General features: G+C 50.8%; 14 protein-coding genes. 2 read left to right on the top strand and 12 right to left on the bottom strand.

Going from position 1 to position 14,221, the window contains the following annotated elements; genetic code table 11:
• Window positions 1-3: 3 nt before the first annotated feature.
• A complete protein-coding gene (locus tag Q8M75_RS06660) occupies window positions 4-696 on the top strand; it encodes an ATP-binding cassette domain-containing protein (RefSeq protein WP_305487624.1) in 693 nt (230 codons plus the stop codon).
• Between the two features lie 6 nt (window positions 697-702).
• On the opposite strand, the gene Q8M75_RS06655 is transcribed toward Q8M75_RS06660, so the two are convergent.
• From Q8M75_RS06655 to Q8M75_RS06600, 12 genes are all read right to left on the bottom strand, one after another.
• The gene (locus Q8M75_RS06655) at window positions 703-1,014 is read right to left on the bottom strand and encodes a hypothetical protein (protein WP_305487622.1); all 312 of its coding nucleotides are present in this window, start codon (window positions 1,012-1,014) and stop codon (window positions 703-705) included.
• Between the two features lie 10 nt (window positions 1,015-1,024).
• On the bottom strand, window positions 1,025-2,092 hold the full coding sequence (locus Q8M75_RS06650) for a formate dehydrogenase subunit gamma (protein ID WP_305487621.1): 1,068 nt from the start codon (window positions 2,090-2,092) through the stop codon (window positions 1,025-1,027).
• Between the two features lie 60 nt (window positions 2,093-2,152).
• Window positions 2,153-2,386, bottom strand: coding sequence for a hypothetical protein (locus tag Q8M75_RS06645; RefSeq protein WP_305487619.1), 234 nt, complete (start codon window positions 2,384-2,386; stop codon window positions 2,153-2,155).
• Window positions 2,383-3,030 (bottom strand): formate dehydrogenase FDH3 subunit beta, encoded by a 648-nt coding sequence (gene fdh3B, locus Q8M75_RS06640; RefSeq protein ID WP_108469285.1) that lies wholly within the window; start codon window positions 3,028-3,030, stop codon window positions 2,383-2,385. Before fdh3B ends, Q8M75_RS06645 begins: the two co-directional genes overlap by 4 nt.
• Before the next feature lie 28 nt (window positions 3,031-3,058).
• The gene (locus Q8M75_RS06635) at window positions 3,059-6,049 is read right to left on the bottom strand and encodes a formate dehydrogenase subunit alpha (protein ID WP_305487616.1); all 2,991 of its coding nucleotides are present in this window, start codon (window positions 6,047-6,049) and stop codon (window positions 3,059-3,061) included.
• Between the two features lie 49 nt (window positions 6,050-6,098).
• Window positions 6,099-6,320: a formate dehydrogenase gene (locus tag Q8M75_RS06630; protein ID WP_305487614.1), complete on the bottom strand. Its 222-nt coding sequence runs from the start codon at window positions 6,318-6,320 to the stop codon at window positions 6,099-6,101.
• A gap of 127 nt (window positions 6,321-6,447) precedes the next feature.
• Window positions 6,448-7,101 carry a molecular chaperone gene (locus tag Q8M75_RS06625; protein WP_305487612.1) on the bottom strand — a complete coding sequence of 218 codons (654 nt, stop codon included), beginning with the start codon at window positions 7,099-7,101 and terminating at the stop codon, window positions 6,448-6,450.
• Window positions 7,098-9,194, bottom strand: a complete 2,097-nt coding sequence (locus Q8M75_RS06620; RefSeq protein ID WP_305487590.1) for a 4Fe-4S binding protein — start codon at window positions 9,192-9,194, stop codon at window positions 7,098-7,100. The genes Q8M75_RS06625 and Q8M75_RS06620 overlap by 4 nt, the downstream gene beginning before the upstream one ends.
• On the bottom strand, window positions 9,194-9,847 hold the full coding sequence (locus Q8M75_RS06615) for a DUF3306 domain-containing protein (protein ID WP_305487588.1): 654 nt from the start codon (window positions 9,845-9,847) through the stop codon (window positions 9,194-9,196). The genes Q8M75_RS06620 and Q8M75_RS06615 overlap by 1 nt, the downstream gene beginning before the upstream one ends.
• Window positions 9,847-10,392, bottom strand: a complete 546-nt coding sequence (locus tag Q8M75_RS06610; protein ID WP_305487586.1) for a DUF3305 domain-containing protein — start codon at window positions 10,390-10,392, stop codon at window positions 9,847-9,849. Before Q8M75_RS06610 ends, Q8M75_RS06615 begins: the two co-directional genes overlap by 1 nt.
• Window positions 10,393-10,452: 60 nt before the next feature.
• Entirely contained in the window at window positions 10,453-11,547 is a 1,095-nt protein-coding gene (gene apbC / locus Q8M75_RS06605; RefSeq protein ID WP_371131757.1) for an iron-sulfur cluster carrier protein ApbC, read from the bottom strand.
• A gap of 151 nt (window positions 11,548-11,698) precedes the next feature.
• On the bottom strand, window positions 11,699-11,893 hold the full coding sequence (locus Q8M75_RS06600; protein WP_305487584.1) for a heavy-metal-associated domain-containing protein: 195 nt from the start codon (window positions 11,891-11,893) through the stop codon (window positions 11,699-11,701).
• A 47-nt stretch (window positions 11,894-11,940) separates the two neighbouring features.
• Here Q8M75_RS06600 and Q8M75_RS06595 point away from each other — a divergent pair, with 47 nt between their 5' ends.
• Window positions 11,941-14,217 carry a cation-translocating P-type ATPase gene (locus tag Q8M75_RS06595; protein ID WP_305487582.1) on the top strand — a complete coding sequence of 759 codons (2,277 nt, stop codon included), beginning with the start codon at window positions 11,941-11,943 and terminating at the stop codon, window positions 14,215-14,217.
• The last annotated feature ends 4 nt before the right edge of the window (window positions 14,218-14,221 follow it).

The following is a 14,221-nucleotide window of genomic DNA, read 5'->3' as shown; positions in this document are numbered from 1 at the left end:
TCAATGACAAATCAAGCGAAGCAGATTGAGTTGCAGGCCATTCAAATTGTGCGTGACGGGCGTACTATTTTAGATATCCCGAATGCCGACATTCAGCTGGGCGGCATCACTGCATGCATTGGTCCCAATGGGGCTGGCAAGACGACGTTCTTAAAGTTATTGCATGGGCTAATCAAGCTCAATGCGGGCGGCAGCCTCAGCTACGCTCATGGTATTCGCAGCGCATTAGTGTTACACCATACGCCGATGATCAAGGCCAGTGTTCGATGCAATATTAGCCTGAATGGTGTGCGCAAACCAACTGAAGCTGAAATTGATCAAGTGCTGCAAGAAGCAGGCTTAATTCACTTGCAACATCAGCCGGCGCATCAACTCTCTGCCGGGGAAAAGCAGAAGCTATGTCTTGGCCGGGCTCGCCTGCAGAATCCGAATCTACTACTGCTCGATGAGCCAACGGCCAATTTAGACCCAACTACAACAGCCCAAGTGGAGGCTATGATTCGGGAATTTGCCGCATCGGGTTGCGATGTCCTGATTAGCTCACATCAACTAGCGCAAGTCAGGCGCTTAGCTGACTCAATCCTCTTTATCGATGGCGGACAGATCATAGAAAAAGGGGCTTGCGCCCCCTTCTTTGCACAGCCTCAAACTGAGGCAGCACAGCGGTACATGCAGCGCGAGCGCGCTGCAGATTAAATCACCCTACTTTTTTGCAGCCGCAGGAGCGGCAGCAGGCGCTGCTGCTGGAGCAGGTGCCGCAGCTTGTGTTGTTGGCGCTACAAATGGGGGCGGCTGTACACAAGCCGCAGGTGCAGGCGTTCCTGGAGCCTTATAGCGGTTCGCCACGGCATTTTCAGACATACACAATTGATACGCACTGACTTTGCCGGCGTAGGCCGTTTTGGCTTTTGCCAACTCTGCTGCTGCAGCCTGCTCTGGAGTCGGTGCTGGTAACTTTGCAAACACACCAGTTGCAGTGAATGCGCAAGCGAGAAGTGCGATGGTCTTTTTCATAGCCAATTCCTTATTTAACTTTGTGGTACCAAGCTTCGTGGTGTTCTTTTGCCCAAGTCTCATCGACATAGCCGGTTTTCATGCCGTCGATTGAACCTTGCATTCCAATGCTACCGATGTACATGTGGCCAAAAGCCATTGCGGTGATAAGTAATGCACCTACCGAATGAATGATATGCGATATCTGCATGGTGCCGCGCCAGTACTCCAGGCCAGGAACTGGAACAATCATGTCTAAAACCCAACCGGATGCGGAAACTAATCCGCCGAGCACGACCATGCCAAACCAAAACCAAAACTTTTCACCTGGGTTGAAGAAGTTGGCTGGTACATGCTTGCCGCCGAACATGCCTCCAAATGTTTTGATCCACTCCCAGTCGCCTTTTTCAGGCATATTGCGTTTTACAAATTGGAGGAAAAACGCAATCAAACTGATCGTGAACAATGGGCCAACAAAGTTGTGGATATTCTTGCTGACGAGCAACAAGACACTAAAGGCGCTAGCGCCCAATAGATCAATCGCAAAGTACTTGCCGTACAGAATCAACAAACCAGTAATGGCAAGGGCAATAAAGCTAAATGCCATTGTCCAGTGATTGACTCGCTCAAGGGTGGTGAAGCGCTTGATTTTCTTGCCTGTCATTGGCTCATGCAGCTTGATTTTTCCTTTGAGCACGAAGACCGCCAAAATGCCGCCGGAGGCGAGTGCAAGTAGCCAAGCTCCGTAAACAGTGATAACGCCGTTACGGATCAAACGCCACTGCTGGCCCGATTTCTGAATCAGTACGCCCGCCTGCTTATCAGGAATACTGACGTAATTGACCGCATCACTGTTCACCGTACGCCAAATCGGCGCACTATTTCCAGGTTGGTTTTGTGCGGCTTTGCGTTGCGCTTCAATGGTGGCATCAGGAGCACGGCCCACATCCATGATGTTGGCAGATTGGACCTGTGGCAAGGTAGCGGGCTGGCCAGGGGCTGGTGCTTGCTGAGCTAAGCTTGTGCCAGCAAAAACCGAGCAAAGCAATCCCGTGGCTAAGGCCCATGGACGGAGTGTTGCGCAAATAGATTGATTCATGCGAATTTCCTCAACAGCAATTCTGTTATTTAGTGTTCCGAATAAGGGTAAAAAAGTCCATTACTTGATTTTGCTGTACTCAGATTGTTGTTGATTGCGCTTATTAATTTCTTCTTGCCAACTTTTGGCATCGCCTGGTTTCCAACCTTTAACCATAAAGCCGTTATCTGCTCCCATGTAAGGAGCGATATCGGGCCGTTTGGAATTCAGGGCCAAGGTTCCCGGCTCGCTATTGCAGGCACTTAAAAAGCCAAGAGCTAACAGTGCAGCAGTTACGGTACGAATGGTTCTCATAATTTGCCTCCACTTGGAGCAGCCTTCGCGCCGGCTTTATCTGGCTGTCCGTATGCAGTAGTCCAGCCAAACACATCAGCACCGGCATTTTTGCCTGCGGTTTGACGTTTAACTACACGCGCACGGAAGATGTCGGCAATCACGTCGCCGTCACCGCCAATCAAGGCCTTGGTAGAACACATCTCAGCGCATAAAGGCAACTTACCTTCAGCTAAGCGGTTACGACCATATTTTTCAAATTCAGCGACGCTACCGTTGGCTTCTGGGCCGCCAGAACAGAATGTGCATTTGTCCATCTTGCCCCGCAAACCAAAGGTACCGGTGCTTGGGAATTGTGGCGCGCCAAATGGGCAAGCATAGGAGCAGTAAGCGCAACCGATGCAAGTGTCCTTATCGTGCAACACAACACCTTCGTCGGTGCGGTAGAAGCAATCCACCGGGCAAACTGCCATGCAAGGCGCATCCGCGCAGTGCATACAGGCAACTGAGATGGATTTCTCCGCCCCAATCACACCATCATTGATGGTGACAACCCGGCGGCGATTAACACCCCAAGGTACTTCGTTGTCGTTTTTACAAGCAGTAACGCAGCCGTTGCATTCAATACACCGTTCCGCGTCGCAGATAAATTTCATTCGTGCCATTGTGATCTCCTGACTTTAGCGGTTGGGCTTATGCCACTTTTTCGATCTGACAGATCGTTGTTTTGGTTTCTTGCATCATCGTTACGTTGTCATAACCGTAGGTTGTTGCGGTATTCACAGCCTCACCACGAACAATTGGATGTGCGCCCTTAGGGTAGTACTCCAATAAGTCCTTACCTTCCCACCATCCAGAGAAGTGGAATGGCACAAAGGCAGTATCTGGGCCAACACGCTCAGTGACCATTGCACGTACCTTGATCTTGGCGCCTGTAGGTGATTTGACCCAGACGTAGTCCCAGTTTTTAATGCCGCGTTTTGCCGCTGCTGATGGATTGATCTCAACAAAGTTTTCTTGTTGCAGCTCAGCCAGCCATGGATTCGAACGGGTCTCTTCACCACCGCCCTCATATTCAACTAAACGACCTGAAGTGAGAATAATTGGGAACTTATCCGCCAATTTATCTTCAATATTCTTGTCCTGAAGTGACTTGTAAAGGGTTGGCAAACGCCAGAAAGTTTTACGGTCAGCAGACGCTGGGTACTTCGCCACTAAATCAGGGCGAGTACTGTAAAGCGCCTCACGGTGCTGCGGCACTGGATCTGGGAAGTTCCATACCACCGCCCTCGCCTTCGCATTGCCGAAGGGATGGCAACCGTGGTTTTTCATGGCAACGCGAATAATGCCGCCTGATAAATCGGTCTTCCAGTTTTTACCCTCAGCTGCTTTTTGCTCAGCTTCCGTAAGCTCACTCCACCATCCCAATTTTTTCATCAGCACGTGGTCAAACTCAGGGTAGCCGGTCTTAATGTCAGCGCCTTTCGAGTAAGAACCATCTGCAGCCAGCAAGCTCTTGCCATCTTTTTCTACACCAAAGTTAGCGCGGAAGTTGCCGCCACCGTCCATGACATGCTTACTGGTGTCATACAGATTGGGCGAACCGGGGTGCTTCAGGGCTGCATTACCAAAGCATGGCCATGGCAATCCAAAATAGTCGCCAGTCGTGTCGTAACCCGTAACTGGATCTTTACCGCCACGCGACTTCAGCGTCTTCGGATCAAAGACGCTCATCATCCGCATATGGGCTTTGAGACGCTCTGGTGTTTGTCCTGTGTAACCGATGGTCCAAACAGCACGATTGATTTCGCGGAGGATGGATTCAATTTCGGGCTCTTGCCAATTTTTTCCAGCGTACTTAGCGTCGGTCACCTTGTAGTTAACAGACAGTTCTTTGCCAAAGCCAAGACGATTTGCAAACTCTTGCATGATGACGTGGTCGGGTACCGATTCAAACAATGGATCGATAACTTTTTCACGCCACTGAATCGAGCGATTGGACGCCGTAACCGATCCGGTGGTTTCAAACTGCGTACATGCTGGCAACAAGTACACGGCGCGGTTTTTGTTAACCTCTTCGCCTTTAGCCGCTGGCATCGCAGCCATCGCCGCTGTTGCACTTGGATATGGGTCAACGACAACCAATAAATCCAATTTATTCATGGCGCGCTTCATGTCTAAACCGCGTGTCTGCGAATTTGGCGCATGACCCCAGAAGAACACGCCTTTGACTGCAGTTTCTTGGTCAATCATGTCCGGATTTTCTAGCACAGCATCGATCCAGCGCGAGACAGTTGTACCCGACTTTTCCATCATGTTTGGAGCGTAGCGGCCTTTAATCCACTCGTAATCCACACCCCAGACGGTAGCGTAGTGCTTCCATGATCCGGCAGCCAAGCCATAGTAGCCAGGCAATGAATCCGGATTAGGACCAACGTCAGTAGCACCTTGCACGTTATCGTGACCGCGGAAAATGTTTGCACCGCCGCCGGACTTGCCGATGTTGCCTAATGCCAATTGCAAGATGCAGGATGCACGAACCATGGCGTTACCGATGGTGTGCTGAGTTTGACCCATACACCAGACAATGGTGCTGGGGCGATTCATGGCCATGGTTTGCGCCACTTTGTATACCTGCGCCTCAGGAACGCCGCATGCCTCTTCAACCGCAGCAGGAGTCCACTTTTCCATTACCTCTTTGCGAATGTCATCCATGCCGAATACGCGGTCATTGATGTACTTCTTATCTTCCCAGCCGTTCGCAAATACGTGGTACAGAACGCCAAACAGGAATGGAATATCCGAGCCTGAACGAATGCGAACATATTGATCTGACTTGGCAGCGGTACGGGTATAGCGTGGGTCAACCACGATCAACTTGCAGCCGTTTTCTTTAGCGTGCAGCATGTGCACCATGGAGACAGGATGCGCTTCAGCGGCATTCGAGCCGATGTACAGCGCTGCCTTGGAGTTCATCATGTCGTTGTAGCTATTGGTCATCGCACCATAGCCCCAGGTGTTGGCAACACCAGCAACCGTGGTGGAGTGGCAGATACGCGCCTGGTGGTCGGTATTGTTGGTGCCGAAGAAGGACACCCACTTACGCAGCAAATAGGCTTGCTCGTTATTAAACTTGGACGAGCCAATGAAGTACAAGGAGTCAGGGGTGTACTTGGCGCGAAGATCTTTCATCTTGGCGGTAATTTCGTCGAGGGCCTGGTCCCAGGTAATGCGCTGGTATTTGCCGTCGATCAATTTCATGGGGTAACGCAAACGGTAGTCGCCATGGCCATGCTCACGCAATGCAGCGCCCTTGGCGCACTGGCCGCCCATATTGATGGGGGAATCAAATACCGGGTCTTGACGAACCCAAACGCCATTCTCGACCGTTGCATCGCTGGCGCAGCCAACGGAACAATGGGTACAAACGGTTCGTTTTACTTCAATCTTGCCCTTGCCATCCAGCATTGCTTTGCTTGGGTCGGCTGCGCTTGCTTTTTGCACTAGATTTAGCTGGCTTACTGCAATTCCAGCGCCAACCCCAATTCCGGAGCGCTTCAAGAAGGTTCGGCGATCCATAGTTGGAACTGCCGCCTTAAGACCTCGCGACAAACTCCCAATTAAGTTCGATACCGGTACCGAGCGGGTCGTTGTGTTTACTGGATTTTTACGAATCAGACTCATCTGATGCTCCTGAGGGGTTTTATATTTTTAGAGTAAGGGTCGGTTAAAACTAAATTAAGGTTGTTTCGTAATACTTGCGTACGTGGGCTGTAAGTTGGTAGCCGTCTTTCTTACCTTCTACCGTGCTACCCACCTCTTGAATAATGGCTTTGCCCATGGGTGTTTGCGAAACAACGGCAACCGCACCGACTGTAGCACCAGCACTGATGAAAAATTTTCTGCGTGAAGCAGTTGTGGCTGGACTTGAAAGTGGCTTTGTTTTTGTGCTCATGTGAACTCCAATGGTTGGACGTGTATATGCGACTTTTTCTATTAATCAGTGTAGTACTTTTATGACTTTTGTGAAGCCTGCTCAAGGCATATAGGCTCAGTAGATACCCTTACTAACTGGGCGCAATTCACATCATGTCAAATGCTTGGCCCTCAACCGCCAGAAATTCACGGGTCAATGCAGCAACTGGGCGATATAAATGCGTCTCTGGGTTCGCTTCTATTGCATCGCAAAAATCGTCATACCAAGGCCGAATATGATCGTTGAAAAACACCCGTTGATTGGTCAGGTTAGAAATCTCGACGTCATCGCCTGCAATCAGGTAGCGCATCACTTCGAACAAGGCCGATACGTGATCTTCGGTTTCAGTTACATCCTCAGAAGACTCAAGGCCAAATTCAGCCAAGGCTCGCCTTACTTCGACCAAGGGTTTTTCGTTTAAATGGCCTGCCAAATAAAACGAGCTATTTAAAAAAAGATTGGGTCTACCCACACCCATGAACTCGGATGCATATTCCGCATTCCAATCGCTCGCAGTGCTGTCCCTTGCTGCTGAGATTAAATTGAGCCAAACACCCAATAAGGGCGAGACCTCACTGAGGGACTGCTCTTGGGGGGCTGAGGCAGTAATTAAATCTAAGAATTCCTGCTCGGGTGCTTTTAAGTAAAGCGCAGCTAAGAGACCGTACAAGTCGGCTCTTGCCAAATCCTCCGCTATACCGATATTGCCAACCTCAGTTGGCGCCTGCTCTGTAGCACTTGGCTTGATTGAATCGCTCATAGTTCTTTCTTCATCATATCGACTACTCGGCAATCACTACACATTTTGAGGCGCTCTAAGGCTTCGCCAGAAAAGGCATCGTGCAAAGCCAATTTACCTAGCATTAACTCGACTAACTTGAGGGTGCCAAAGGCTTTACCGCAGCTAATGCAATGAAAGGGCTTGGTTTCGTTCAGCAATACTTTTTCTTTGCGCTGCTCAACAGTTGCTATCCGGGGCTGTAAGGTGATGGCCGATTCTGGGCACGTTTGTACGCATAAGCCGCACTGCACGCACTGCTTCTCAATAAAGGAGAGCTGCGGTGCATCCGGATTATCCAAAATAGCGCCTTCTGGGCAAGCGCCAACGCAGGATATGCACAAGGTACAGGCCGTTGTATTGATTTGAATCGCGCCAAGTGGCGATGAGCTAGGCAGAGGCTTACCTTCTACCGGCAATGGTGCTGGAGCTTGTTTTTGAAAGTGCTCCAAGGTCGCCTCTAAGGTTTCGCGTTTCTGGTTCGAAAACGCAAAAACGGCTGGCTTGCCAATAGCCTGGAGAGCACCGCGCTGACGCAAGCGTCCCATGGCACTCGATACGCCAGGTAAATCATCTTTATTCGCCATCGCAACCAGCTGTACGCGCGCACCCGGAAACTGATACGCCGCCAACATCGCATTCGCTAAGTCGGCCTGCTCTTCTAGAGCCGCGCGGTAAGAAGGGTCCTCATCGCCGCTAAGCAATAACACGACCTCGCCAAATCCGTATGCCAGGGAGCCCAACCAGAGATCAAGCCCCGTCGATGCAATGTGCTCAATGCCCATGGGAACAACGAAAGCAGGAAGTCCCTCAACCCGTTTTGGATTTAAGTGAGCCGCCCTACCCAGTCGATCCAAGACCTCGGCGCCCGCCTCTAAGCTATGCAATAAGAGTGTAGGTGCCAGCTGGGGCGATTTGGATTTACTGTTTGCATCACTGTATGCCGTGATCAGGGCTTTTAATTGTTTACCTTGATGCGATACGCTGGGGTAGTTGTAACGCATTGCACCCGATGGGCAAACCGTAGCGCAGGCGCCGCAGCCCATGCATAAGTTGGGATTAACCTCAACTTGACCTTGACCATTTTTAAATAGAGACCCAATCGCACCGGTAGAGCAAACATCAATGCAGGCACTGCATCCCACTTTGCCATTGCGACCGTGCGCGCAAATTTTCTCGTTATAGGCGAAGTACTTTGGCTTCTCAAACTCACCGACCATAGTGATGAGTTGGCTAGCAATTAAGGATTGCGCAAAGGGATCTGCGCCAGGGGCAAAGTAGCCTTGCGGTGTTTGACTCATACGCATTTGCGCATCGGGGCGCAAATCTAAAATCAAATCGCACTCGACACTTCGATTAACTTCAACTCGATCAAAATTAATTGCACCGATGCCCGCGCACGCAGTGATACAAGCACGATGCGATTTGCATCGATCCATATCAATCTGAAACGAATCGTCAATCGCATTTTCTGGGCAAGCGGTAACGCAAGCACCACACCGGGTACACATCTCTGGATCGATTGGGTTTTTTAAGTCCCAATCGACGGTGAAGTTACCGAGGTAGCCCTCCACCTTGCTAACCTGGCCACTGTAAATCGGATACTCCCGCGTACTGGGCAGCGCGCCTGACTCCGTGCACAGTACCGATACGTTTAATTGGGTATGTAGTTTTTCAGCCCATAGTAAGGCCTCGGCACCAGGTCCAATAATGATCAAACGACCATGGCTTTGATAGTCCACTACCGGAACCGGGTCAGCTTCTGGCACATCCGCGAGCGCTAATAATGCGGCGATCTTAGGAGTGGATTTTTCGGCTTCTTGAGTCCAGCCGGCAAGCTCTCGAATATTAACAAAACGCAATGGCGCAACCAGAGGCTTTTCGGATTGCATCGCCAACTCTGAAAACAAACCACGCTCTTGTGTGCATGCCACCAAAATCGACTCCGACCCATCCAGCGCCTTTAAAAATGAACCCACCTCCTGGCGACACAAGGCGGTATGCACAGGAGTGCCTAAGGCTTTTGCATCCAGTGGCATGGTGCGATTGCAATCGCAAATGAGCTTTTGGGTCATTATTTTATTTTCTGTTCAGGCACTATATTTAGGGATGCTACCGTTTGATCAAGATCTGAATTGGGGACATCAACCTTGATCTCATCTTGAGGGATTGTGACATTACCCGCAGAAGCATCGGGGATTTCAGCGAGATCGGGCTCTGCTGCTGCAGCTGATGCAGATGGCTCTGGCTCAAGGGCTTTTTCCTCTTTTTCCTCTTTCGACTCCGCGAGAACCTTAGAGCCTGGCCCATCTTCAAACTTTCTAAATAAACCGAGGGATTCGGACTGCACCATGCGTTTGAGCATCTCCATCGGGATCGGGTCCGGAATGGAGTAATCGTCTATGTAAATGTCCAACCGATCCATGATGTTGAAATGGGGATCGGAAAACAATTTTTTCATCGCTGCTTGTTGCACTGCTGGATCGACATTGGGCTTCATGAAGGCTGAAAAGTCCGGCGCAAAACGGTCGATCGATTCAGCATCTTCGAGGGTGGGCGGCAGGATCTCTTCTTCTGCTGGGGCGGATGTACTCTCAATGGTCTGCTTATCATGCGGGACAGCATTTGGTGCTGTCTTCGGCTTTAACTCCGGCGCGGAACCATCGAGCCCTTCGGGCTCTAGACCTGCTTTGCGACGCGACCAGCGGCCAAGGAATCCGTCAGCCATTAATCTTCTGCCGAGCGCTGTGCGCCCTTAAACGATTCAGGTCGTTGCCGTTTTTTTGGCTCAGGCCGGTAATGCGCGCCCACAAAATCGTGCAGCCACTGCCAGTGTGCTTTGTCGAGCACAACCGTGGCTACCGATTCACCGCCATCTATTAATCGCGCAGCTTCGTTGTAACTCAAGCAAATGCGATGCGGGATAGCCAGAGTGGATTCAGCCTCACAATGGGACAAACTATCGGGCTCCAAAAAGCGCTGATAGTCTTCTTCCAGTCGCCACATGACAAACCAGCAAGGTTCGGCTGCTGTGGCATTTAAAAAGTATCCCTCAGCTTCATCCGGAAACAGATCTAAGCTAAAGCCGCGAAATAGCCAGGTCTCCCCTTCCGCATCCCGCTCAATAAAACGACCCAATGGATTGCTTGTTGTAATCGCTACGCCATCCTCCTCAAACTGTCCTGAATCCGCAAAAACCTCAACTGGCATCCACCGATGGGAGACCCATGGGTTATCGATGGCTTGCTTTCGCATCACTACAGCAAAGCGCATGGTCTTGGCTGAGCCTTTAAGAAGAGCGGTTGAAATGGGTTTGCATTTAGGGATCGGGGTTTACGTATTTTGAACCACGATGTTCGGAAACTTACTGCTCATATCTTTACTCAGATTGGCAACTCGAATCGCTACTTGACGTGCAATGTTTTTATATACTGCACTAATAGCGCCATCCGGGTCAGCAATCACAGTAGGTCTGCCCGAATCAGCCTGTTCACGAATCGATAAATTGAGAGGCAATGATCCTAAGAAATCCACGCCATAATCGGTGCACATTTTTTGACCGCCACCCTGACCAAAGACATGCTCTTCATGGCCACAGCTCGGGCAGATGTAGGTTGACATGTTTTCAATGATGCCAATAATCGGCACGCCAACTTTTTCAAACATCTTTAAGCCCTTGCGCGCATCCAGCAAAGCAATGTCTTGGGGCGTTGTCACAATCACCGCGCCAGTAACGGGCACTTTTTGAGACAAGGTCAACTGAATATCGCCAGTGCCCGGTGGCATATCGACAATCAGGTAATCCAAATCGCGCCAGCGTGTCTGCTTGAGCAATTGTTCCAAGGCCGATGTCACCATCGGGCCGCGCCATACCATCGGATTATCGGCATCAATTAAAAACCCGATCGAGCTAGCTTGTAAGCCATGGCCTTCCATGGGCTCAATGGTGTTTTCTTGCAATGATTCGGGCCTGCCGGTAATACCGAGCATCATCGGTTGGCTGGGACCATAAATGTCCGCATCCAAAATACCAACCTCAGCACCTTCTGCAGCGAGTGCAAGGGCGAGATTCACTGCGGTAGTGGATTTACCAACACCGCCCTTACCGCTTGCTACTGCAATAATATTTTTTACATTCGGCATCAGCTTAACGCCACGCTGAACCGCGTGCGCCACGATGCTGCTCGTCACATTCACGCTGACGTTTTTTACATCAGGCAATTTCCGAATGGCGTTCACAACCAAAGTTCGGATTAAATCGATTTGGCTTTTTGCAGGGTAGCCCAAGACCACATCCAATGAAACTGCACCATCATCAACCTTGATGTTCTTAGCTGCTTTTGCAGTCATGAGGTCAATTTGGGTATTTGGGTCTAAAACGGTTTTTAAGGTCTGCTGTACAGACTCAATACTGACTGCCAATGTCATCTCCCTTACTTTTCTAATTTACGTAACTTTTAGTATTGTATTGAGCCCTGAGAATACAAGGTAACGCGCCTCAAACAGAGCTTAGGTTAATCCCAAGAGGGATTTTTTGCTGAAATGCGCCCTGATTACGCCATGGTTAGGCAATAAGGAGCTAATTCACGACCGGAAAGCCTGCATCCGTGACAATGGCAATCAGGGCTTCCCGGCTCAGCTTGGAGTCAATTTCCACTTTCTGGGAATCCAAGTCCACCTGAACCGTCGCACTAGCATCCTGCATTTGAATTGCCCTGGTAACGGCTTTCGTGCAGCCGCCGCAGGTCATGCCCGTAACAAATAGGGTTTGCATTTTATTTCCCTCCACTAAATTCAATCTTGCAGTAGATTATCCCTAGTATGAACTTAAGTTCGAAAGACGCCACGCGCTTTATCTCGATTGATATTGAGGGTATGACCTGTGCCTCCTGCGTCAGCCGCGTTGAAAAGGCCCTGGCCAATGCGCCAGGCATAGAGGCAGCCACCGTCAATTTAGCGACCGAACAGGCGCGCATTCGCCTCAAGGAAGCAGTTCCTGGAGTGGTGGAGCAGATCATCGAGATCATTCACAAAGCGGGTTATGGCGCCAAACAAAGTGCGGCGCCTGGGCAACTGAAGCAAACAAAGCAATCGGCATTTTGGTCGGCCGATGGCTTGGGCCCTGTGATACTCAGCTTTGCTTTATCCGCCCCCCTTGTTCTCCCCATGGTACTCATGCCATTTGGGGTCCACTGGATGCCAAGTAGCCTATGGCAGCTTTTGCTCGCCAGCCCGGTGCAGTTTGTATTCGGTTGGCGATTTTATAGATCTGGATTCAAGGCGCTGATATCCGGCGCTGGCAACATGGATTTACTGGTCGCATTGGGAACAAGTGCAGCTTACGGACTCAGCGTCTATCAGTTGGTATGGGGCGACCCCCATGCTCTTTATTTTGAAGGGGCAGCAGTCATTATCAGTATGGTGCTCTTGGGTAAGTGGCTTGAGGCGCGAGCCAAGCAAAAAACCGGTGAGGCTATTCGTGCACTGCACGCCTTATGGCCACAACATGCAAGGGTATTGAAGACAAGTGACCTTAGCCTGATCAGCGGCAATCCAGCCCTCATCAACCGGCACGCTGAAGTACCACTCGAACACGTATTAGTAAATGATCTGGTCATGGTTTTGCCCGGTGAACGCGTACCTGCCGATGGCTTCATCGTGATTGGCAACAGCCATCTGGATGAATCGCTACTCACAGGAGAGAGTCAATCTGTAAAACGGGGGCTTGGCGATGCCGTCATTGGCGGCTCACTCAATGGTGATGGTCAGCTGGTCTTTCGAGTGAGTGCGACTAGTACCGATAGCATGCTGGCAAACATCATTGATTTAGTTGAGACTGCACAAACGCAAAAGGCGCCAATTCAGCGCTTAGTAGATCGGGTCAGCGCAATCTTTGTGCCCGCAGTGATTGGTATCGCAATCGCTACCGGCCTGATTACTGGGCTCCTGATCGGCGACATTAGCGAAGCCATCTTAAGGGCGGTATCGGTCATGGTGATTGCGTGTCCATGTGCATTGGGCTTAGCTACTCCGGCGGCCATCATGGCAGGTACCGGGGTTGCTGCACGCGCTGGCATCTTGATTAAAGATCCGCAGGTATTGGAGTTGGCCCATCGCATTCAACTCGTCGCATTTGATAAAACCGGCACCCTCACCGAAGGCAAACCTACCCTACTCTCAATCGACCCAAGCCTCGGTTTGACGCAGGAGACGGTGCTTGCTTTGGCGGCGGGACTGCAAATGGGTAGCGAACATCCGCTCGCAAAAGCAGTTCTCGAAAACGCGAAGCTACGCGGCGTCACTCCTGTTGTCTGCGCCCAAATGCTGGCCATTCCCGGAGTGGGGATTGAAGGCAGGCCGCTGACTGGTGAATGGCAAGGCCAATTACTGCGACTGCAAAGTCTTGCCTCACTCGAAGACCATCCGCAATACAGTGACCTAATCCTCAAAGCAACTCCCCTATTTTTAGCCGGGCAGACTGTCTCGGCTTTAACCGCAACTCCCACAGACACTCAGTCACCAACACCGCTGACCATCTTCGCCTTTGGTGATGCGCTGAAAGACAATGCAGCTGCAGCAGTGCAGCAGTTACACAATATGGGGATACAGACGGTGATGCTATCCGGCGACAATCATGCTGCCGCGGACCACGTCGGTCAGCGCATTGGTATTGGTGCGGTGTATGCTCAAATCATTCCCGCAGACAAGGCGGATTGGATTGAACGCTTAAAGCGTAATGCGGCGGGTGAGCGGCAATGGGTTGCCATGGTGGGCGATGGCATTAATGACGCGCCCGCACTTGCGATGGCGGATGTCGGTATGGCCATGGCCACTGGAACCGATGTGGCCATGCAAGCCGCTGGCATCACATTAATGCAAGGGAACCCTACCTTGGTGGCTGCTGCAATTGATGTATCGAAGCGCACTTGGAACAAGATTCGTCAAAACTTGTTTTGGGCCTTTGCCTTTAATGTGGTTGGCATTCCTTTAGCGGCACTGGGTTACTTAACGCCCGCGGTTGCTGGAAGCGCGATGGCTTTATCGAGTCTGTTTGTGCTGAGCAATGCGCTGCTACTGGGACTGTGGAAGCCTAAATAACGTA

The organism is Polynucleobacter sp., from assembly GCF_030693775.1.
GTDB lineage: Bacteria > Pseudomonadota > Gammaproteobacteria > Burkholderiales > Burkholderiaceae > Polynucleobacter.
Note: the sequence above shows the minus strand (reverse complement) of the source record. Positions and strands in the feature narration are given on the sequence as shown.